Source organism: Pseudomonas sp. H3_A02, assembly GCF_054671965.1.
The window spans coordinates 4,681,649-4,703,794 of record NZ_CP162807.1 but is presented as its reverse complement, the minus strand read 5'-3'; the positions used below and the strand labels follow the sequence as shown (position 1 = coordinate 4,703,794).

Genomic DNA, 22,146 nt, shown 5'->3' with positions numbered 1-22,146 from the left:
GGGTACCGTTACTGGCGATTGCGACGGGCGCTACGGCCTGCCAGCAACAAGAGGAGGAACAGGATAATGGCGCCTGGAATCAGCCAGAGCAGCGACGGTTTGCGCCAGGCATCCAGCCCCTTGGGTTCCTCGCGGCCGATCAACAGGCTGCCGCTGGGGTCCTGGGTATCGAGGATCGCCACGGCGCCGTTGTTGCCCAGAATCGCCACGTCGCCACGGGTCAGCACGATTGGCTTGGCCAGGCTTGGCGGCTGATTGCCCAGGGTCCGATAGACCAGCCCGTATTGGCCCGAGCTCTGCACCACTTGCAGCGAGGCCAATTGGTTGAGGGGCTGTATGTCCAGCAGCACTTGGTCCTTGTGGTTGATGCGCAGGCGACCCTGCTCGTCGACCTGGACCGATTCCTGGCTGCCCTTGAGCGCCAACTCGAAGGCCAGGAAGGCTTTGTCCGGGCTGACGACGGCTTTTGGATCAGCGCTCACCTTGAGCTGCGCTCGCAGCGGCGATACACCGCTGGCATCAGCCACCGCAATGACCCGCGCCAGGCTGCTGGCCGGTTGGTCGAGGTAGGCCTGGGGCACCAGGATCTGGGTGTCGGCGGCGAAGCGTGCGGCCAGGCCGGAGAAATCGTCGTCCAGCGAGGTTTTTTCCACGACAATATGGCTGGTCGGCAGGACCGACACTGGGAAGGCTTGCGGCGTTTCCAGGCAGCGGTCGCTGACCGGCTGACGTTGGAACGACACGCGCAATATGTTCTGCGACCCCAGGGCGTAACGTGGGATATGGGCCTGGATGCGTTGCGATTCACCGTTGGGGGTCAGTTGCTGCGCACCAATCAGGAAGTCATTGAAAAACAGTGAAGCCACCGGTGCCGTATCGGAAGCCCCCGGGGCGGCGGAGACGTCCACCACGGCCGTGACGGGCAGGCGACCGTCATAAGCGACACTGCCCAGGGGAAACGTAGTGCTCCAGTCGAAGCGTGACGCCACGTCGAAAGTGCCGGGGGCGCCGCCCAGTCGCGACAGGACCACACGGCCGTCTTCGCTCAACGGCGTTTGCGCTTCGCTCACGGTCAATTGGCGACTTCGCGCCAGTTTGCTCCAGGCCGTACCGAGCAGGGACAAGGCTTTGCCGGTGGATTCTGGGGCGATCATCAGCACCGGGCGAGTGCCCAGCAGGGCCAGGCGTACGTTGTCAGTGCCGGCGCCTGCGAGTGCTGCGTTGATGTGCTGTTCGCGCCACTGGGTCAGTGCGCTGGCCGCAGTCGTGTCGAGTCCCTGGACCTGGCTTTGCAACGCGTCCAGGGATTGGTTGATAGCTTTGAGCAGCGCAGGCTCGTTGATCGCCAGGTCAGCCTGGACGTTCGGGGTCTGGCCTAACACCAGCAGTGCGCCGATCTCGGCCGGGTTGGCCAAGTTGTGCGGGCCTTTGCCATTAAGGCTGGCGAAGGCCGGAATGCTCAATAACTCGGCAGGGATGTGCAGGTTGCCCAGGTCCACGCTGTCTTGCACGGCGGGGAAGGGCAGGATGCGGCTGTGTTTGCCGATGCGCTCCAGCGCCACGCCCAGGCGCCAGGCTGAATCGTAGCTGGCGGCGGACAATGAACCGGGCGCAACGAGAATGCCGGGCTCGCCGGGCAGGGCCGCCCAGGCCGCACCGACGTCGCGCAACTGGCTGGCGTCGTAGCTGTAGTTCAGGCGTGTTTCAGGTTGGATGCGCAGCACATTACCGATGACCCGATCGTCTTCGCACAATGGTCGAGACACTATCGAGGACCAGGCAACGCCCAGGCGCACCAGACCGTTGTCACGTGCGGCCTTGTCGACGCCGAGCGTGGCACTGGCATCGCCTTGTGCCTCGCTGAGCCCTTCGGCACGCACCGGGTAGCCGTCGAGGGACAGCAGCAGGGTGTTGCGGCCGCCTTCGCCATTGAGGTAGCTGGCGTCCAGTTGCAGCGTCGCGTCTTCGAGGGTAACGCCGGCGGGGACCGGCAGGTAGAGCTCGCGGCGGGCGTCGCTGGCGCTCAAGAGGATCGGCGCCGTGATGCCCAGGTCGCTCAAGCGAACCTCACGTGTCTGGCGGGTATCAGCGTTGAGTCGATGAATGGCCTGGGTCAGCGGGCTGTCCGCGGCCAGGGCAAAGGTCGGCATGAGCGCGAGCAGGCTCAAGCCACAGGCAAGGGCGCTGAGCGCACCCGTAGGGATGGCAACGGAAGGCTTCATTCAGGCAAGTCTCGATCTGATAAGGGGAATAGCAGTTGTTCAGTTGAAATCGGCGAGCAGCTCGCGTGGCTCGGACAGCGACCGATAGACGGGCTGCCGTTGGGCAGGCAGCGGGGCCACGACAAAGTCGTCGACCGGGCGGCCCATCAAGGTATCGACGATGCGTTGGCTGGCCTTGCCGTCGCCATAAGGATTGGCCGCTTGTGAGGCGCGGTGCCATGACGCGTCATCGTCGAACAGCGCATCCACGCCGGCGATGATCGATGCCGGCGAGGTGCCGACCAGGCGCACCGTGCCCGCCGCCACTGCTTCCGGGCGTTCGGTGACGTCGCGCATCACCAGCACCGGTTTGCCCAGGGACGGCGCTTCTTCCTGCACGCCACCGGAGTCGGTGAGGATGACATGGGCGTGTTGCATCAGGCGCACGAACGCCAGGTAGTCCAGCGGCTTGATCAAATGCACATTGAGCAACTCGCCCAGTTGCTCGGTCACCGGGCCCAGCACGTTGGGATTGAGGTGCACCGGGTAGACGATCTGGATATCCGGGCGCTGGGCCAGGTGGCGCAGGGCCTTGCAGATGTCGAGGAAGCCCTCGCCGAAGTTTTCCCGGCGGTGGCCGGTCACCAGCAGCAGTTTGCGTCCGGTCTGCAGGAACGGGAACTGTTGGTCCAGTTCGCTACGCAACCGGGCATCGTCGTTGATGCGCCGGGCCGTCAGTTGCAGCGCGTCGATCACGGTGTTGCCGGTCACCAGGCAACGGCCTTGCAGGCGTTCCCCCAGCAAGTTATCGCGGGACTGTCCGGTGGGGGCGAATAGCAGATCGGCGCCGAGGTCGATGCACCGTCGGTTCATTTCTTCCGGCCAAGGGCTGTAGATGTCTCCGGTGCGCAGGCCGGCTTCCACATGGCCGACGGGGATGCGTCGATGGAAGGCGGCCATCGAAGCCACCATGGCCGACGTGGTGTCGCCGTGAACCAGCACCCGATCCGGCCGGGTTTGTTCCAGCACCGGGTCGATGGCGGCGTACAACGCGGCGGTCAGGGAGTTGAGAGTCTGGTGCGGCGTCATCACGTCGAGGGTGAAATCGGCCTTGAGCTCGAACAGATCCAGTACCTGCTTGAGCATGCTCTGATGCTGGCCGGTGACGCAGATCAGCGACTCGATGCCTGGTTCGGCGGCAAGGGCCTTGACCAAGGGCGCCATCTTGATGGCCTCCGGACGGGTGCCGAAGATCGAGAGGATCCTGATGCGTGGATGATGAGTTGCGATGACGCCCTTCCTCGCGCAGTTTGCTGCGCCGCACAACAGCCCGCCCGGACGCGATGGGGGCGTTCGAGCAAACAAGCGATTTAAGTTAAGTTGGCCCGGTGTCAGACAGCGGCTTGACGTGCACAGGAAGTGACGTAGTGGCATCTTGAAGTTCGGGGCGGAGAATTAATAGCACCAAACATCGTGAGCGCAAAGGTTTATATGAATAAGTTGATTAATAATTTTTTAAAGGTGTTTTGGTGGTGGGGCAAAGGTTGGATTTCTGATTTTTTTAACTTCAATTAGCTATTGATATTAAAGGTATTTTTTGTATTTTCGTGCCTGTTTAATACTCTATTGATACTAAAAGGCGTGGCGCCGTGATTTTTTTGGCGCCTTATTTTACGTTGTTCCCAAATGCGGCGTGCCACTGGAATGACGCCTGTAAGTCGTCGTGGTAACGGCTTTAAGAACTAATGAGTTGGTCGCGAACTTAATTATCTATTGAAAGTTCAATTTATTTTGAGTTTTTATATTAAATAAAATGGATCCATTCCAAATGCAAAATCCCACTAGGCACAGTCGTTACTTGCAATAAGAAAGTTACGCCGATTGGATTGCTCCTAAGCCAGGTACCCATTAGTCGTCGAAGCCTCCCGACCGATAATCGCACGCTTTGTGTGGTGCACCTGCCTGGGTTATTGACCAAACTAACCGGGTGGTACATTTTAGCGGCACCTGTCTTGCCCATCGTGGCAAAGACCATAATAAAAATAGAGGAAACCCCATGCCCATTCGCGCGCCCCACGCTTTGTCCTTGATCCATCTTTCTAACGCATCCCCCAGCCTCCCAGGTTCGATCCGATAGCGGTCCAGTGCTGTTGCAGAAGTTATCGCGCCAGTGGGATGTGGGCGCTCGACAAGCCTCGGAGGTTTCCAAGATGACAAAAGTCGTGGATCTGTATTTCAAGCTGCTGAAGCTGCTGATCGTGTTGTGCATGGTCGCGATGATCGTGCTGGTGTTCGGCAATGTGGTGCTGCGCTATGCGTTCAACTCGGGCATCAGTGTGTCGGAGGAGCTGTCGCGCTGGTTCTTCGTCTGGATGATTTTTCTCGGTGCCCTGGTGGCGCTCAAGGACCGTGCCCACCTGGGCATGGACAGCCTGGTCAAGCGCTTGCCGGCGGTCGGCAAGCGTATCTGCCTGGTCATCGGCCATCTGCTGATGTTGTACATCTGCTGGCTGATCTTCAGTGGCAGTTGGCAACAGGCGGCGATCAACCTGGATGTAGTCGCCCCGGCGTCGGGATTGTCCATGGCGCTGTTCTATGGCGCCGGCCTGGTGTTCGGCGCCAGTGCTGCGCCGATCCTGCTCTACGAGCTCTACCTGGCGCTGTTCGGCAAGCTGGGGGATGACGAGCTGGTGATGGTCAAGGACAACGACGCCGAGGTGAGCACGCATAACGCCGCCACCGCTGACCCCATCAAGAGTACCCACCCATGACACTGGTTATTTTCCTCGGGTCCTTGATGGGCAGCATGGCGCTGGGCATGCCCATCGCGTTTGCCTTGCTCGTGGTCAGCGTGGCGTTGATGGTTTACCTGGATCTGTTCGATGCGCAAATCATTGCCCAGAACCTGCTCAACGGCGCGGACAGTTTTCCGCTGATGGCCGTGCCGTTCTTCATGTTGGCCGGCGAAATCATGAACGTCGGTGGCCTGTCCAAACGCATCGTCAACATTGCCATGGCGCTGGTAGGGCACAAGCGCGGTGGTCTCGGTTACGTGGCGATCATCGCGTCCTGCCTGCTGGCGTCGCTCTCCGGTTCGGCCGTGGCCGATGCGGCGGCCCTGGCGGCGCTGCTGGTGCCGATGATGGTGTTGGCCGGGCATAACCGCGGGCGCTCGGCCGGCCTGATCGCCGCCGGCAGCATCATCGCGCCGGTCATTCCGCCGAGCATTGGCTTCATCGTTTTTGGCGTGGCGTCCGGGGTATCGATTTCCAAGCTGTTCCTGGCCGGTATCGTGCCGGGGCTGATGCTTGGGGCTTCGCTGGCCGTGGCCTGGTGGTACATCTCTCGCAGTGAAAGCGTCGAGACACCGCCCAAGCGTTCTCGTGCCGAAGTGCTGCGCACGTTGCTCGACGGCAGTTGGGCCATGGGCCTGCCCTTGATCATCATCCTGGGCCTTAAATTCGGCATCTTCACGCCCACGGAAGCAGCGGTGGTCGCGGCGGTTTATTCGCTGTTCGTGTCCCTGGTGATCTACCGCGAAATGAAAGTCAGCCAGTTGTACGAAGTGATCCTGTCTTCGGCCAAGACCACCTCGGTGGTGATGCTGCTGGTGGCGGCGGCCATGGTTTCATCGTGGCTGGTGACCATCGCCGATCTGCCGGGCCAATTGGCGGAGCTGCTGGCGCCGTTCATGGACAACCAGACCTTTCTGCTGCTGGTAATGATGGTGCTGATCATCCTGGTGGGCACGGTGATGGACATGACTCCGACCATCCTCATCCTCACCCCGGTGCTGATGCCAGCCGTCATCCAGGCGGGGATCGATCCGGTGTACTTCGGCGTGCTGTTCCTGATCAACACGGCCATCGGCCTGATCACACCGCCGGTGGGCACTGTGCTCAACGTGGTTTGCGGGGTGGCCAAGCTGGACTTCGAGGAGATCGTGCGTGGGGTGTGGCCGTTCATGCTTGCGCAGTTTGTGGTGTTGTTCCTGTTGATCCTGTTCCCGCAGTTGGTCCTGGGGCCATTGAAATTTTTTACCGGATAACACCGGTGCTGTTAGCTCGACCTTAAAAACAATAACGATCGGAGAGTGACATGGGAAAACTGATGAAAACCCTGCTGGCCGGCGCGTGCGCGACGGGCTTGCTGTTGACCGGCGCGGCCAGCCACGCGGACGAGATCCGCGAACGAACCCTGCGGTTCGCCTTCCAGAACGTCAAGGAACACCCCCAGGGCCAGGGCGCACAGAAGTTCGCCGACCTGCTCAGCGAAAAGAGCGGCGGCAAGATCAAGGTCCGCCTGTTCCCTGGCGGTACGTTGGGCGGTGATGTGCAAACGGTATCGGCGTTGCAGGGCGGCACACTGGACATCACGGTGCTCAACTCCGGCATCCTGGCCGCCCAGGCACCGGATTACGCCATGCTCGATTTTCCGTTCCTGTTCAACAACGTAGAGGAAGCTCATGCGGTCATCGATGGGCCGGTCGGGCAGAAACTGGCGGCGCAACTGGACAGCAAAGGGCTGGTAGGGCTGGGTTATTGGGACCTGGGTTTTCGCAACCTGACCAACAGCAAGCACCCGGTGACCAAGCTTGAAGACATGCAGGGCCTGAAGATTCGCGTCATCCAGTCGCCGATCTACCTGGAGACCTTCTCCGCCCTGGGCGCCAACCCGGTGCCGATGGCGTTCCCAGAGGTCTACACCGGCCTGGAGCAGCACACCATCGACGGCCAGGAAAACCCTTTCACGGTGATTGAGGGCAACAAGTTCTACGAGGTGCAAAAGTATCTTTCCGTCACGGGGCATATCTTCAACCCGCAGTCGTTGATCATCAGCCAGAAAACCTGGAACCGCCTCAACGACGATGAGAAAGCGCTGATTCGCGCGGCCGCGGCCGAGGCGCAAGCATTCCAGCGTGAAGTCACGGCGGCGAGCATGGACAAGGCCAAGGCCACGTTGGCGGCTGCGATGACCGTCAACGAGATCAGCCCAGCCGAGAAAGATCGCTTGCGTGAGCGGGTGAAACCGGTGGTCGACAAGTTCGCTAAATCCTTGGATGGCGACCTGGTGAAGACGATGTATGACGAGATTGCCAAGGTGCGTGCCGCCCATTGAGTTGAAGTCACACCCTATTGGGGGATGAAGGGCGTCGGAGCAGTGTCTCGGCGCCCTTCATTGCGTCTGCGACCGAATTTTTCCAAGGCATGAACCAGAGATGCCGCCTTGCCCTAGGAGCGTATTGGCGTTTGTAGAACAGTCATGGCCGGTCTCGATGCCCTGGTCATGCCTCCAGACTTGTTAGGCTATGGCACGCTCATCTCGTTTTCATTTTGGAGCGGCGGGACTAATCAGGCCATGGCACGCATGCGCGTGACATACATCAAAGGAGGTTCACGTGGGTAAAAATCCTGTAGGCAATCTATCAGGAAAATCCCAGGCGCCCGGCACGGAGGGAATACCAGCCCCCAGCGGCGAGGCAAATCTCATTGAAACCGACTATGTCATAGGACAGGACAATATTAGCGGTGAGTTTTCGTTCTCTCTGGATATCCATGGCAAAGTCTTCCTGATCTCTGCTGCCACCGTTTTGCTGTTCGTCGTCATGACATTAGCCCTGCAAAACGAAGTCGAACCGCTGTTCAGCGCAATGCGCAGTTGGTTGACCCGGCACTTGGCCTGGTTCTTCATGAGCGCAGGCAATATCTTCGTATTACTGTGCCTGGCGCTGATTGTTTCACCTCTGGGCAGGGTTCGGTTGGGTGGTCGCGACGCCACACCGGATCATACGTACCTGGGGTGGTTTTCCATGTTGTTCGCCGCCGGGATGGGCATCGGGCTGATGTTCTATGGTGTTGCGGAGCCGATGTCGCATTACGCCGCCGCAATGGGCGGCGTCACGGTCGATGCCAGTGGCGTGCGTACGGATTGGGCTCCCCTTGAGGGCGCAGAGGGTGACATGAAAGGCGCCGCGGACCTGGCGATGGCTGCGACTATCTTTCATTGGGGTCTGCATCCTTGGGCCATCTACGCCATCGTTGCGTTGTCCCTGGCGCTGTTTTCCTTCAACAAAGGCTTGCCGCTATCGATACGCTCGATTTTTTATCCTCTGTTGGGCGAGCGTGTCTGGGGGTGGCCCGGTCATATCATCGACATCCTGGCGGTCTTCGCCACGCTGTTTGGGCTGGCGACATCGCTGGGTATCGGTGCCGAGCAGGCCGCTGCGGGGATTGAGCACCTGTTCGGTATCCGCTCCACCAACGTCAGCAAGGTATTGTTGATCATCGGCATCACCCTGATTGCGCTGTGGTCGGTACTTGCCGGGCTGGAAAAGGGGGTCAAGCTGTTGTCCGAAATCAACATGGGCCTGGCGCTCCTGTTGCTCCTGTTCATCATTGTCGTGGGGCCAACCCTGGCCATCCTCACCGGGTTCTTCAAGAACGTGGTGACCTACGTTGAATATCTGCCGGCATTGTCCAATCCTTTCGGGCGCACGGACACTGAGTTCACCCAGGGCTGGACCGCGTTCTACTGGGCCTGGTGGATCAGTTGGTCGCCGTTCGTGGGCATGTTCATCGCGAGGGTCAGTCGTGGCCGTACCGTTCGTGAGTTCCTGATTTCGGTATTGCTGGTGCCTTCGCTGGTGTCGGTGCTGTGGATGACGACCTTTGGCGGGACGGCCATTGATCAGGCCACCCTGGGGGGGCTTAGCGGTGTGACGGATGCCGTGCTGGAACTCAAGCTGTTCGTCATGCTTGAAGGGCTGCCCCTCAAGGAAATTTCGTCGCTGCTGGGCATTGTGCTGGTGATCGTGTTCTTCACCACCTCCTCGGACTCCGGCTCGCTGGTGATCGATACGATCACGGCGGGAGGAAAGGTTGACGCGCCCGTTCCGCAGCGGGTCTTCTGGGCGGTCATTGAAGGCGTGATCGCCATCGCATTGTTGCTGGGAGGGGGGCTGGTTGCCTTGCAGGCCATGGCAGTTTCCACCGGATTGCCCTTCGCCATTGTCCTGCTGCTGGGCTGCATTTCGCTGGTCAAGGGATTGTTGTCCGAACCGCGATCCTGAGGGGCGACGAGTGCCGATGATGGAAAGAGTCCATCGTCGGCCTCAGTCCCAAAGCTCTCCAATCGCAACGTCAGGGCTGTAGTGAGTGGCGACTTGGGCTTGCAGCAGTTCGGCCGTGGCCAAGGCATCGGTCAAGGCCTGATGGGCGTGGTAGGGCGGCAGGTGATAGCGCGGTCGGCTGTCCGCCAGCCGGATGGACGCGAGAGGGCGTTGCAACAGTCGGTCTAGCCAGTTGCGAGGGCCCCGGACCTGCCGCGCCTCGAGTTGCATGGTGTCAATGACTGGAAATTGCAGACCTTCTCCCCAATGGTGACGAAACGCCTGATCCAGGAAATCACGTTCGATGGCCCGGTAGTGCACCACCATGATCTTCCCCGTCATTGCTTCCAGCAGCTGTTCCATGATGTCCGGCAACCGGGGGGCATGGCGAATATCTGCGTGGGTGATGCGATGGAACGTTACCGATTCGTGGGTCAGTCGCGCGGGTTTGATGATCCAGTACAGCGCTGCGCCGCAGCGTATCCGCTTTAGCGTCAACGGTATCAGGCCAATGCTGACGATGCTGTCGATACGGGCATCCAACCCGGTGGTTTCCAGGTCCAAGGCCAGCAGGTCCACCTGCTCCAGCGGCGTCTGTCCGTTGGCAACGCCGGCCTGGTAGAAACGTTGCAAGAGAGGGTGTCTGGCTTGCTGTGCCAGCTGTGCAAAGCGCGCTGGCCAGTCTGGTGTTGCCTGCCTGTTCGGGTTCCGTGAAGCGCTCATCGTGTTGGCCGCGCGTGGCCGGGATAGCGGAAGCGCAAGAATTTTTGCGCATTGCTCAACACTTGGAACGCTTCCTTGAGGTTGTGGCGCTCAATGGTTGAAAAGCGCTCGGGCTCGATGTAGTTGTCTGGCGTCTGGCCCTGCTCGATGGCATGGACCTGGTGCCGTATGCGCACCATCGACAGGAACTCCAATGCGTAGCGTAGATGATCGATGGCTTGCGGTTGCAGCCATTTCGTCGTGCTGATGGCTTCGAGTCGATCAAAGGAGTTTTGTGCGGTACTTGCGCAAGCCAACGCATGAATTCGGATCAGGTCGGTAAGGGGCGCCGTGCCACGTCCCTTCAGGTTGATGATCTGTTTTTGCTCCCCGTCGGTTTCCATGACAAACGTGCGGAAGAAACCCAGGGGCGGTGTCCTGTTCAGTGCGTTACGCGCCATTGCCGCCAGGAAGGCTGGCGTGGCCTTTGGTTTTTCAGCGCAAAGCGCTTTGAGCTCGTTGACCATTTCCAACCGACCATAGACCCCGTCCAGATCAAAGAAAATGCAAGCGTTAAGCAGGGTGGCGGCGTTCGGTTTTTCAATCCACTGGGTGAAATAGTCGCGCCAGACTCGCAACGGCTGACGCCACTGGGCGTTGGTCGCCATGATCCCGCCCTTGCAGTAACTGAAGCCGCACGCGGCGAGCCCGTCACTGACAAATGTGGCCAACTTCCTGAAGTACTCATCGTGCAGGGGCGGGTCGAAACGATCATCCAGCACCAGGGCGTTGTCCTGGTCGGTCACCAGCAACTGTTCATCCCGGGCCATCGAGCCCAGCACCATGAAGCAGTAGGGAATCGGCGGCGGCCCCAACTCCCTTTCCGCCAGTTCGAGCAGACGCTGGGTGAAGGCGCGACCAATGCCTGAAATGGCGCTGCCGATCATGTGGGCGGTGGCACCGTCGCGCACCATGCGAATGTAAGTGCCGCGTAGATCCCGTAGCAATGATCGCAGACCTTCGACGCTGGTCTGGTTGGAGATGCTGTTCACCAGGTACAAGCTGCTCTGGGACTCGTGCCGGATAATGTCCGACAGATTGATCAGGCCCAGGGCGCGGCCCTTATGCATCACAGGAAGATGGTGAATGTTGCTTCGAAGCATGCACAGCATGGCCTCGAACAGCGAGTCGTCGGCCTGGATGGACACCGGATCGTTGGACATCACTTCGCCGATGGTAGTGTCGCCGCTGCGGTTGGCGGCCACCACACGAGTGCGCAGGTCCCGGTCGGTCACGATGCCGAGCATTTTCCCGGGGTTATGCCCGGCCCGCTCCAGGACGACGACACAGGAAACGCTTTGTTCGGTCATCAGCTGTGCGGCTTCCTGGACGCGGGTCAGTGGCGTGACCCAGACCAGTTTCCGGGAAATCAATGCTCGGGATTTAAGCTGGATCAGATCGCTCGCGCGCCCTTGGGCCTCAACGGCCGATTTGAGCCTGGAGTAACCTTCGGCTTCGACAAAATCGGCGAAGCTGTCGTGCCGCTTGCACAATTGGGCAATGACATCCGCCGGGATGAAATAGATCAGGCTATCTTCCAGGGCCTTGGCCGGAAAGCGCACCTTGTTGCTGCGTAGCAGGCCGGCCTGACCGAAAATATCGCCCTCCACCAGACGGTCATACAACTCGCCGTCGCGCCGATACACCTCGACTGCACCACTGCGTACGTAGTGCAGGTCATGTAAGGCAGCACCTGCTTCGAGGATAGGGCTGCCGGCCTTGAAATAGGCGACCTCGACACGCCGGGCAATGTCTTCCAGCGTTGTCTGGGGCAGGTCATCGAATGGGGGAAAGCGATGCAAATGCTCGCTGATTTCCAAGAGTTCGATTTGCATGGGGCCTCATGGCTGTTCGCTTCAGAGGATCAACATGCCAGACCCTGGCGCCGCGCACAAATCCGGTATTGGCGAGTGTGCGCGACCACCGTTTCGTTACTGGCCTTCAGGCACCGCGAGCCATTGCCCAATCACCTTCTGATAGCTGCCATTGGCTTTACTCAAGTGCAGCCACTGATCGACGTACATCTTCCAGGTGTTGTCATCCCGCGGCAGCAGGTAGGCCTTCTCGCCATATTGCAGGTAGCGGGTCGGGTTGACGGCGCACAGGCCGGGCTTGAGTTTTTGCTGGTAGAGCGCTTCCGACGCGTCGGTAATCATCACGTCGGCTTTCTTGTCCAGGAGTTGCTGGAAGATGGTCACGTTGTCATGGAAGCTGAGCTGGCCGTTGGGCAGAAACGCCCGGACGAAGGCTTCGTTGGTGCCGCCGGCCGGCTCGACAAGACGCACCGAAGGCTGGTTCATCTGTTCGAGCGTCTGGTAGCGCTCCTTGTCTTCGCAACGCACCAGCGGGATCTTGCCATCCACGTCCAGAGTGGTACTGAAATAGGCCTTTTTCTGGCGCTCCAGCGTCACCGAAATCCCGCCCATGCCGATGTCGCATTTGCCTGCAACCATATCCGGCATCAGGGTTTTCCAAGTGGTCTGCACCCATTGCACCTTGACGCCCAGGCTGGCGGCCAGGGAGCGCGCCATGTCGATATCGATGCCTTCGTATTCGCCTGCTTGGGTTTTAAAGGTATAGGGCTTGTAGTCGCCGGTGGTGCATACCTTCAGTTCGCCACGTTGCAGGACCTGATCCAGCAGCGAGGGTGCCGGCTCGGCCAGGGCGCTGCAGGAGAACGCCAACAGGCCACAGAACGTCATCGAGCTTGTTATGGTTTTCATCGGGATTGGATGCCTCGCAAGGGAAGGGAACAAGACCGGGGAGTGTAGCAAGGGGCTAGCGGGAAATGATCCCGTGGTCGATCGCGTATTTCACCAGGGCCGCGGGCTTGTCGATGTTCAGCTTGCGGCGGATGCTCAGGCGATGGGTTTCGACGGTGCGTACGCTGATGTCCAGTTCACGGGCCATTTCCTTGTTGTTCAGGCCCTGGACCATTTTCGCCAGGACTTGGCTCTCCCGTGGCGTCAGCTCGTTGTCGGTGTGCGGGTCGGTGGCGAGCCGCTGGGCTATCTCGGCGCTGTAGAAGGTACCGCCGCTGATGATGGCTTCGATGGCCGCGATGATTTCCCGCGACGGCGCGTTCTTGAGCACGTAACCGCTGGCGCCGGAACGCACGGACTCGCTCACGTACTCATAATTGTCGTACATGCTGAGGATCAGGATCTTGAGGCTGGGGTATTGCTTGCCCAGCAGTCGGGTCAGCTCGAGCCCGTTCTTGTCCTTGAGGCCGATGTCCATCAGCAGCAGGTCCGGTTGGCAGCGACCGACCATTTCGATCGCCTGCGCGCCGTTCTCGGCTTCGCCCACTACGTTCAGTTGCGGCATTACCGAGAGCAGGGCCCTGATGCCGTCGCGGACCAGGGAATGGTCATCGACCAGCGCGACGCGAATCACGGGAGGCAGGTTCATTGATAAGTGCTCCTGTTGGCGTGGGCGCGCATCAGCTTTCCGTGACCGAGAGATTCATGGGCAGCAGGATGTCCAGTTCGCTGCGGCCCGGCACCGACGTCACTTCCAGGCGTCCGCCGAAATGCTCGACACGCTCGCGGATGTTACGCAGGCCGATGCCGGCATGACCGCGTTCCACTTGCGGGACGTTGAACCCCATGCCGTCATCGACCACTGTCAGGCGCAAGGACTGGCTGGAGCCGAACAGGGTGATGCCGACGCTTTTCGCCCCGGCATGGCGCTCGATATTGGTCAGGGCTTCCTGGGCAATGCGAAACAGCGAGACAGGGGCGCCATTTTCGAGGCGGCAATCGAATTCGTTGCTTCGGTAGGACACTTCCAGCCCGCTGCGCTGTTGGAATTCGGTGGCGAGTTGGCCGATGGCGGCGGGCAGGCCCAAGGTGTCGAGCAGGGACGAGCGTAAGTCGTGGGAGATATTGCGGATCTCGCCGATGGCTTCGCCGAGCCGGTCGGTGGCGTTCTTCAGGATGCCCAGGCCGTTTTCCTGGCCATTCTCCAACACGTGGCTGGCCAGTTCGAACTGGAATTTTATCGACACCAGCAGTTGGCTGATGCCGTCATGCAGCTCGCGCGAAACCCGTGAGCGTTCTTCTTCCTGCAGGCTGACGATGCGTTGGTTCAAGCGCTGCAGCTTTTTGTCGGCCAGGCGATGTTCGCTGACGTTGAGGGTCATGCCGCCGGCAAACACCAGCAGGACCGCCACCAACGCGATCGCGGCGATGGCTTGCATGGTGGTGTGGATGCCATGGGCGACTTCGTCACGGGCCTGCTGGGTGGCGCGCTCGACATCCTCCAGGTAAATCCCGGTGCCGAGCATCCAGCCCCATTTGTCCAGCATCACGACATAGGCCAGTTTGTCGGTCACCTGGCCGGAGGAGGGCTTGTTCCAGGCATAGCGCTGGAACCCTTCGCCTGACTCGGCGCTTTTGATCAGCGCCTGGATGACCGGCAGGCCGTGGGGGTCCTTCATGTCCCAGAGGTACTGCCCGACCAGTTCCGACTGGCGGGCATGCATGAGGCTGCGGCCCTGGCGGTCGTACACGAAGAAGTAACCGTTGATGCCGAAACTGAGCTTGCGCAGCTCTTCCAAGACCTGCTGTTGCGCCCGTGCGTCGCCCTGGCCGTTGTCGTACAGCGGGGCGATCAGGCTCTGCGCCATCTCGACATAGTTCTTCAACTCGGCGCGCTTGCTCGCCAGGATGCTGTCTTCGATCAGTTGTGCCTGCTGGTCGCCCAACTGGCGGTTGAGCGAGATCACCAGGGCGCAGATGACCGCGATGGCCAGGACCAGCGGCAAAATCCCGAGGGCGACGATTTTGTGTTTGAGCAGCATCTGTACTCCTGTCCGGGCTCGGCGGGGAGGCGAATGGCGGCATCATATGCCAAACCCATGGATGAGGCATAAAACCTGTGGCGCAAGACATGTGGGAGCAAAGCTTGCTCGCGATGCAGGCGCCGCAGTGTATGAAAGACCGTATTGACTCTATCGCGGGCAAGCCTTGCTCCCACAGGGGGAATTGGGGTTCTACGTAGTACTACGGATTTATTTATTGACCCATTGCAGGGATATTGGGCCGGCTCCGAATAGCCGGGGCACACTATAAAAACAATCGCCGCAATCCTCTGGATATCGGCAGGAGACACGCAATGACAACCCGTCTGGTTAAACACCTCGCCTGGTTTGCCGTGGCTGTTCTAGGAGCTTGTGCGTTGAGCGTCGTGGCCTTGCGCCGCGGCGAACCCATCAACGCCCTCTGGATCGTCGTCGCCGCCGTGGCCATCTACCTGGTCGCCTACCGCTACTACAGCCTCTTCATCGCCAACAACGTGATGCAACTCGATGCGCGTCGGGCCACCCCCGCCGTGCTCAACAACGATGGCCTGGACTATGTCCCGACCAACAAACACATTCTCTTCGGCCACCACTTCGCGGCCATTGCCGGCGCGGGGCCGCTGGTCGGGCCGGTGCTGGCGGCGCAGATGGGCTATTTGCCCGGCACGCTCTGGCTGATCGCCGGCGTGGTGCTGGCCGGTGCGGTGCAGGACTTCATGGTCCTGTTCCTGTCCACTCGCCGCAACGGTCGCTCCCTGGGCGACATGGTGCGCGAGGAAATGGGCCGCATCCCCGGCACCATCGCGCTGTTCGGCTGCTTCCTGATCATGATCATCATCCTCGCGGTGCTGGCGCTGATCGTGGTCAAGGCCCTGGCCGAGAGCCCGTGGGGGATCTTCACGGTGATGGCGACCATCCCGATCGCGATGTTCATGGGCATCTACATGCGTTACATCCGCCCGGGCCGCATCGGTGAAATCTCGATCATCGGCGTGCTGTTGCTGCTGGGCTCGATCTGGCTGGGCGGGCAGATCGCCGCCGACCCGGTCTGGGCCAAGGCTTTCACCTTCACCGGGATCCAGATCACCTGGATGCTGATCGGCTACGGTTTCGTCGCGGCGGTACTGCCGGTGTGGCTGATCCTGGCGCCGCGGGACTACCTGTCCACATTCCTCAAGATCGGCACCATCGTCGCCCTGGCGATCGGCATCCTGGTGACCATGCCCGAGCTGAAAATGCCGGCACTGACCCAGTTCACCGACGGCACCGGGCCGGTGTGGAAGGGCGGGCTGTTCCCGTTCCTGTTCATCACCATTGCCTGCGGCGCGGTCTCGGGTTTCCATGCGCTGATTTCCTCGGGCACCACGCCCAAGCTGCTGGATAACGAAACCAACGCCCGCTACATCGGTTACGGCGGCATGCTGATGGAGTCCTTCGTGGCGATCATGGCGATGGTTGCCGCATCGGTGATCGAGCCGGGCGTGTACTTCGCCATGAACAGCCCGGCGGCGATCGTCGGCGGTGACGTGGTGGCCGTGGCGCAGACCGTCAGCAGCTGGGGTTTTGCAATCACCCCCGAAGCGCTGCAAGCGGTGGCCAAGGACATCGGCGAGACCACCGTGCTGGCCCGTGCCGGCGGTGCGCCGACCCTGGCGGTGGGTATCGCGCAGATCCTGCACTCGGTGCTGCCGGGTGAGAACACCATGGCGTTCTGGTACCACTTCGCGATCCTGTTCGAAGCGCTGTTCATCCTCACCGCCGTGGACGCCGGTACCCGTGCCGGGCGGTTCATGCTCCAGGATCTGCTCGGCTCGTTCGTGCCGGCGCTCAAGCGCACCGAATCCTGGACCGCCAACCTGATCGCCACCGCCGGCTGCGTGGCGCTGTGGGGTTACTTGTTGTACCAGGGCGTGATCGATCCGCTGGGCGGCATCAACACCTTGTGGCCGCTGTTCGGCATCTCCAACCAGATGCTGGCCGGTATCGCCCTGATGCTCGCCACCGTGGTACTGATCAAGATGAAGCGCCAGCGCTACGTCTGGGTCACGCTGCTGCCGGCGGCCTGGCTGCTGATCTGCACCACCACGGCGGGCCTGATCAAGCTGTTCGACGCCAACCCGGCGATCGGCTTTTTGGCCCTGGCGCGCAAATACAACGATGCCCTGGCTGCCGGCCAGATCCTGGCCCCGGCCAAGAGCATCGAGCAGATGCAGCACGTGGTGTTCAACGCCTACACCAACGCGACGCTGACGGTGTTGTTCCTGTTCGTGGTCTTCAGCATCCTGTTCTACGCGCTCAAGGTCGGCATCGCCGCCTGGGGCACCAAGGAACGCACGGACAAAGAAGCGCCATTCCAGGCCCTGCCAGACGCTTGATAGAGGATTGCAACGATGTTCAATGACTTGAGTCGCCTGGGTAAATACCTCGGTCAGGCCGCCCGCCTGATGGTCGGCATGCCCGACTACGACAACTACGTCGAGCACATGCAAACCAAACACCCGGACAAGCCGATGATGGACTACGAGGCGTTCTTTCGCGAACGCCAGGAGGCCCGTTACGGCGGCAAGGGTGGGCCCAAGTGTTGTTGAGTTGAGCTAAACCCAAACCCCATGTGGGAGCGGGCTTGCTCGCGAAGGCGTCGGGTCAGTTAACAGATAATGTGGCTGACACACCGCTTTCGCGAGCAAGCCCGCTCCCACAGTTGTTTTGGGTTGGTTTCAGCATTTGCATACGCCACAGAACCCTTGTGGGAGCGAGCTTGATCGCGATAGCGGAGTGTCAGTTAATGATAATGTCGACTGACCCGACGCCATCGCGAGCAAGCTCGCTCCCACAGTTGTTTTTGGGGTGGTCTCAAGAATTGCATACACCACAAATCCCTTGTGGCGAGGGAGCAAGCTCCCTCGCCACGGGGTAGTTGTCTGGCTTGATTGCGGTGTTGATCACTCCGCCAACAACACCGCCGCATCGAAGCCCACCCGCAAATTGCCCCAATGACGACCGTCAAAGAAGAACGGGACGTCGATCTCGGTCATGATTTCCCCGGTATCGCGCAGGTAGGTCTGCAGCAGGAAGCGCTGGACGTTGCCCGCCGCGCGCAGGCCGATCGGGTCGTTGAAGATTCGCTTGTTGCGGCACACCGGCAAATCCACTGCCCGGTCGCCGGTCGGCGGCTTGGAGACCCAGCTGTTGTTCACCGGGCAATAGCCCTTGCTGTCGACAATGAACGAAACCTTGCCACCCGGCGTGCTGCGGGTGAGTTTGTCGCATTCTTCCTGGCAGACCTGGGCAAAGCGTTCGGTGTAGCTGGCCATGTACTGCTTGGGATCGGTGCCGGGAATCAGTTGGTAATTCTGATCGAACAGGTTCAGGCCTTCGCGTTGCAGTGCTTCCAGGCGAACCTGTAGGGTGTCGCGGCACTCGCTGGCGCGGGTGATGGCGGCATCCAGCTTGCCGTGGCCGAGTACGAAGCGACCGAGCAGCGCCTGGACCTTTTCGGCCACGCCGGACAGGTCGCGGGTGGCCGTTGCCGAATGCTGCATGCGCTGGTCGATCAACTGGCTGTCGGCATGAATCTGGGTGACCCGATCATTGATCCCGGTGTTGCTGTCGGCGAATTGCTGGATATGGGTGGCGATGTCCGCCAGCTTGCCGTTGGTGGATTCGAAATCGCCGATCATGCTTTCAAAATGGCCAGAGGCGCGTTCCACCACTTTCTGGGTTTCCCGGGCGCTGTGGCTGATTTGCGTGGTCTGTTCGTGAGTGGAACTGACTTCATCGAGCATGGCGTCGATGTTGCGCGAGATATCATCGGTGGCCCGGCTGACGTTTTGTGCCAGGGTCCGCACTTCATCGGCCACCACCGCAAAGCCACGGCCGCTTTCGCCGGCCCGGGCGGCTTCGATGGCGGCATTGAGTGCCAGCAGGTTGGTCTGGGCAGAGATCTGCTGGATCAACCCGACAATCGACTTGATGCTCGAGGAACGCTGGTTCAGGGCGCTCACCAGGGTGGCAAATTCACCGAGGCTGCTGGAAATCTCACTGATGTTGCCGGTCACTTCCAGTAGCTCGGCGTAGGAATCGCGAGCCATGCTCAGGTTCTGGGCGGTGGTGCTGGAGATGCCCTGGGTCTGGCGCGAGACTTCTTCGATGCGGCCCACGGCGGTGTTGCTCTGGTCCATCACTTCCTTGGCGAAGCGGGCCTGGTGGGTGGCGCTGTCGCTGGAGTCGCTGATGTTCTTCAGCGAGCGGGCCGATTCGACGGCGATGTGCACGGTCAGCGCCTGGACGTTGCTGATGATCTCCCGCTGCTTGGCCAGGAATCGGTTGCAGGTGCCGGCCAGCGTGCGGATCTCGTCGTGAGTCACCAGCGGCAGGTCCTTGGACAGATCGCCTTCGCCGTTGGCGATCTCTTCCAGGGCCTTGGTCATGGCGGTGACGGGGCGCACGATGAGATGACGGAAATACCAGACCATGAAGCTGATCATGCCCAGCGTCAGGACCGCGCCGAAGAGCAGGGCATGGGTCAGGCTATCGAGCCGGTCTTCGATCTGCCCCAGCAATGCGCCGTCCAACTGCGCGTTGCGCAACAGCAGCAAAATCTCGGCGCGGGCGCTGAGGGCTACCCAATAGAGCAAGCCACTGACCAACACCAACAGGAAAAGGCTCGACAGCTTTTTGGTGAGGGTATCGAAAAACTGCATTTCGATAGACTCGTACAAGGCCTTTAACGTCTGCATGCCGCTGCTCCTGGGCAAAAAAATCTCTTAATGGAATACATTCGACCGCGAGCGCCAAAGCTTTAGGACGGTAGGGCGATTTGATATCACTCCGGCATCTAGATGCTGTTTAGCGCTCCCTGTGGCGATTAGGCAGGGATGTCAATGCTTAATGGCGCGAATTAGACGAAAGTCGTACTAGCGTCATGCCCAGTGACTGCTACGGTTTGAAGTGCAAAACAATAAAAACAAACGGGAGGGCACCTCCATGTCCACTGAAAAGCAACAGGCTGCGCGCGCCTACTGGAAGGAAAACCTACGCTGGATGGTGATATTGCTGGCCATCTGGTTTCTGGTGTCCTTCGGCTTCGGTATTTTGTTGGTTGATGCACTCAACACCGTCAGTTTCTTCGGTACCCCCTTGGGGTTCTGGTTTGCCCAGCAGGGTTCCATCTACGTCTTTGTGCTCGAGATCTTCTTCTATGTCTGGAAGATGAATCAGCTCGATCGCAAATATGATGTTCACGAAGACTGAGGGCGGCGCACATGGACACAAAAACCCTGATCTATCTGGTCGTAGGCGCCTCCTTTGCGTTGTACATCGCGATTGCAATCTGGACGCGTGCCGGTTCCACCAGCGAATACTACGTCGCCAGCAAGGGCGTGCATCCGGTGCTCAACGGCATGGCCACCGGTGCGGACTGGATGTCGGCGGCATCGTTCATCTCCATGGCCGGGATCATTGCCTTTGCCGGTTACGATGGTTCGGTCTACTTGATGGGCTGGACCGGTGGCTACGTGCTGTTGGCAATGTGCCTGGCGCCGTACCTGCGAAAATTCGGCAAGTTCACCGTACCCGAGTTCGTCGGGGCGCGTTATTACTCGCAGACGGCGCGGGTGGTGGCGGTGATCTGCGTGATCTTCATCTCCTTTACCTATGTGGCAGGGCAGATGCGCGGCGTCGGGATCGTCTTTTCCCGTTACCTGGAAGTGGATATCAACGTCGGTGTCATGATCGGCATGGCCATCGTGTTCTTTTATTCGGTATTGGGCGGCATGAAGGGCATCACCTACACCCAAGTGGCGCAGTATTGCGTGATGATCTTTGCCTACATGGTGCCGGCGATTTTCATCTCGATCATGATCACCGGCAACCCGATACCGCAGTTGGGCTTTATCAGCGAGGCCGCCGGCTCGGGGCAGAGCGTGATCGAGCGGCTCAACGGTTTGGGCGCTGAATTGGGCTTCACCGCCTATACCAATGGCACCAAGTCGACCATGGATGTGTTTTTCATCACCATGGCGCTGATGGTCGGCACCGCGGGCCTGCCTCACGTGATCGTGCGGTTCTTTACCACCCCCACCGTTCGGGATGCACGCAAGTCGGCAGGCTACGCATTGCTGTTCATCGCCATCCTCTACACCACCGCGCCGGCCGTGGCGGCGTTCGCGCGGACCAATCTGCTGACCTCCATCCCTAACGTCAGTTATGCCACCGCGCCGGCCTGGTTCAAGGCCTGGGAAAACTCCGGGCTGATTGCGTGGGCGGACAAGAACAACGACGGCATCATCCAATACAGCCCGGGTGCGGCCCTGGTCGGAGCGCCGAGTTTTACCGGTGAGCGTGGGGCGCATGAGCAACGATTGCTCACGAACCAGCTCTCGCCGGTGCCCAATGAACTCTATGTCGACAACGACATCATGGTGCTGGCCAACCCCGAGATCGCCGGCCTGCCGGGGTGGGTGATCGCGTTGATCGCGGCCGGTGGCCTGGCGGCGGCGCTTTCGACGGCGGCGGGGTTATTGCTGGTGATCTCCACCTCGATTTCCCATGACCTGCTCAAAAGCAACATCATGCCCAGGATCAACGAAAAGCAGGAGTTGCTCGCAGCACGCATTGCCGCCGGTGTGGCGGTGCTGATTGCCGGATTGTTTGGCATCTATCCACCCGCATTCGTCGCCCAGGTGGTTGCGTTCGCCTTCGGGTTGGCGGCGTCTTCGTTCTTCCCGGTCATTGTCATGGGGATCTTCTCCAAACGCATGAACCGCGAAGGCGCGATCGCCGGGATGATCGTCGGGCTGACCTTCACGTTCACTTACATCGTCTACTTCAAGTTCATCAACCCGACGATGAACACGGCTGAACATTGGTGGCTGGGGGTTTCCCCTGAAGGCATCGGTACGTTGGGCATGCTCTTCAACTTCCTGGCTGCTGTGGTGGTGTCACGTTTTACCGCACCGCCACCGGAGCACATCCAGCACCTGGTCGAAGACATCCGCGTACCGAGAGGAGCCGGTGCCGCCATCGACCACTGACCGCACCCGCCCGAGACTGGGAGGGAAGCATCAAGGGTGCCGGACTTATCATCCGGCGCCCTTTTTTGTGCGCAGAGTCAAGCAGGGAGATGTTAGAAGGATTTACTGGGAATCATTCTCAAAGTATATTCGCTCTCATTACTATCCCTCTGTGAGTGCGCGTCTTGAATCGTTCCACCCCTCTCACCTACCGCAATGCCCTCGTCAAATGTGTTTTACCTGCGCTGTCCTGCTGTT

At 60.1% G+C, this 22,146-nt stretch carries 16 protein-coding genes; 8 read left to right on the top strand and 8 right to left on the bottom strand.

The features are described 5' to 3' along the window. Positions 1 to 8: 8 nt before the first annotated feature. Together AB4N80_RS20615 and wecB are read right to left on the bottom strand one after the other, a co-directional pair. Complete coding sequence (locus tag AB4N80_RS20615) at positions 9 to 2,222, bottom strand: hypothetical protein (protein WP_460078541.1); 2,214 nt, start codon at positions 2,220 to 2,222, stop codon at positions 9 to 11. Positions 2,223 to 2,261: 39 nt separating this feature from the next. Continuing rightward, a complete protein-coding gene (wecB, locus tag AB4N80_RS20610; protein ID WP_460083128.1) occupies positions 2,262 to 3,491 on the bottom strand; it encodes a non-hydrolyzing UDP-N-acetylglucosamine 2-epimerase in 1,230 nt (409 codons plus the stop codon). Positions 3,492 to 4,411: 920 nt separating this feature from the next. Between wecB and AB4N80_RS20605 the strand changes: the two genes are divergently transcribed. The 4 genes from AB4N80_RS20605 (at position 4,412) to AB4N80_RS20590 (ending at position 9,270) form a co-directional block, all read left to right on the top strand. Continuing rightward, positions 4,412 to 4,972, top strand: a complete 561-nt coding sequence (locus tag AB4N80_RS20605) for a TRAP transporter small permease (protein ID WP_122569428.1) — start codon at positions 4,412 to 4,414, stop codon at positions 4,970 to 4,972. Then, complete coding sequence (locus tag AB4N80_RS20600) at positions 4,969 to 6,249, top strand: TRAP transporter large permease subunit (RefSeq protein WP_122569427.1); 1,281 nt, start codon at positions 4,969 to 4,971, stop codon at positions 6,247 to 6,249. Before AB4N80_RS20605 ends, AB4N80_RS20600 begins: the two co-directional genes overlap by 4 nt. Before the next feature lie 50 nt (positions 6,250 to 6,299). After that, on the top strand, positions 6,300 to 7,319 hold the full coding sequence (locus tag AB4N80_RS20595; RefSeq protein ID WP_122569426.1) for a TRAP transporter substrate-binding protein: 1,020 nt from the start codon (positions 6,300 to 6,302) through the stop codon (positions 7,317 to 7,319). 280 nt (positions 7,320 to 7,599) lie between these two features. Beyond that, a complete protein-coding gene (locus AB4N80_RS20590) occupies positions 7,600 to 9,270 on the top strand; it encodes a BCCT family transporter (RefSeq protein ID WP_460090401.1) in 1,671 nt (556 codons plus the stop codon). Positions 9,271 to 9,312: 42 nt separating this feature from the next. Here AB4N80_RS20590 and AB4N80_RS20585 read toward each other — a convergent pair whose 3' ends face one another. The 5 genes from AB4N80_RS20585 to AB4N80_RS20565 all read right to left on the bottom strand — a co-directional run bounded on the left by AB4N80_RS20585 (position 9,313) and on the right by AB4N80_RS20565 (position 14,875). Then, positions 9,313 to 10,032, bottom strand: a complete 720-nt coding sequence (locus AB4N80_RS20585) for a 3'-5' exonuclease (RefSeq protein WP_305470912.1) — start codon at positions 10,030 to 10,032, stop codon at positions 9,313 to 9,315. Continuing rightward, entirely contained in the window at positions 10,029 to 11,906 is a 1,878-nt protein-coding gene (locus tag AB4N80_RS20580; RefSeq protein WP_305470913.1) for a DUF294 nucleotidyltransferase-like domain-containing protein, read from the bottom strand. Before AB4N80_RS20580 ends, AB4N80_RS20585 begins: the two co-directional genes overlap by 4 nt. 96 nt (positions 11,907 to 12,002) lie before the next feature. Then, on the bottom strand, positions 12,003 to 12,794 hold the full coding sequence (locus tag AB4N80_RS20575; protein ID WP_122569422.1) for a transporter substrate-binding domain-containing protein: 792 nt from the start codon (positions 12,792 to 12,794) through the stop codon (positions 12,003 to 12,005). A 55-nt stretch (positions 12,795 to 12,849) separates the two neighbouring features. Further along, the gene (locus AB4N80_RS20570) at positions 12,850 to 13,482 is read right to left on the bottom strand and encodes a response regulator transcription factor (RefSeq protein ID WP_354339596.1); all 633 of its coding nucleotides are present in this window, start codon (positions 13,480 to 13,482) and stop codon (positions 12,850 to 12,852) included. Between the two features lie 31 nt (positions 13,483 to 13,513). Further along, positions 13,514 to 14,875, bottom strand: a complete 1,362-nt coding sequence (locus AB4N80_RS20565) for a cache domain-containing protein (RefSeq protein ID WP_305470917.1) — start codon at positions 14,873 to 14,875, stop codon at positions 13,514 to 13,516. A gap of 314 nt (positions 14,876 to 15,189) precedes the next feature. Between AB4N80_RS20565 and AB4N80_RS20560 the strand changes: the two genes are divergently transcribed. Then, positions 15,190 to 17,250, top strand: a complete 2,061-nt coding sequence (locus tag AB4N80_RS20560) for a carbon starvation CstA family protein (RefSeq protein WP_305470919.1) — start codon at positions 15,190 to 15,192, stop codon at positions 17,248 to 17,250. 15 nt (positions 17,251 to 17,265) lie between these two features. Beyond that, positions 17,266 to 17,463 carry a YbdD/YjiX family protein gene (locus tag AB4N80_RS20555; protein ID WP_003182142.1) on the top strand — a complete coding sequence of 66 codons (198 nt, stop codon included), beginning with the start codon at positions 17,266 to 17,268 and terminating at the stop codon, positions 17,461 to 17,463. Positions 17,464 to 17,817: 354 nt separating this feature from the next. On the opposite strand, the gene AB4N80_RS20550 is transcribed toward AB4N80_RS20555, so the two are convergent. After that, a complete protein-coding gene (locus AB4N80_RS20550; protein WP_122564655.1) occupies positions 17,818 to 19,614 on the bottom strand; it encodes a methyl-accepting chemotaxis protein in 1,797 nt (598 codons plus the stop codon). Between the two features lie 247 nt (positions 19,615 to 19,861). On the opposite strand from AB4N80_RS20550, the gene AB4N80_RS20545 reads away from it, so the two are divergent. Together AB4N80_RS20545 and AB4N80_RS20540 are read left to right on the top strand one after the other, a co-directional pair. Continuing rightward, a complete protein-coding gene (locus AB4N80_RS20545; RefSeq protein ID WP_122564654.1) occupies positions 19,862 to 20,128 on the top strand; it encodes a DUF4212 domain-containing protein in 267 nt (88 codons plus the stop codon). Between the two features lie 11 nt (positions 20,129 to 20,139). After that, the gene (locus tag AB4N80_RS20540; RefSeq protein WP_122564653.1) at positions 20,140 to 21,909 is read left to right on the top strand and encodes a sodium:solute symporter family protein; all 1,770 of its coding nucleotides are present in this window, start codon (positions 20,140 to 20,142) and stop codon (positions 21,907 to 21,909) included. Positions 21,910 to 22,146 lie beyond the last annotated feature (237 nt).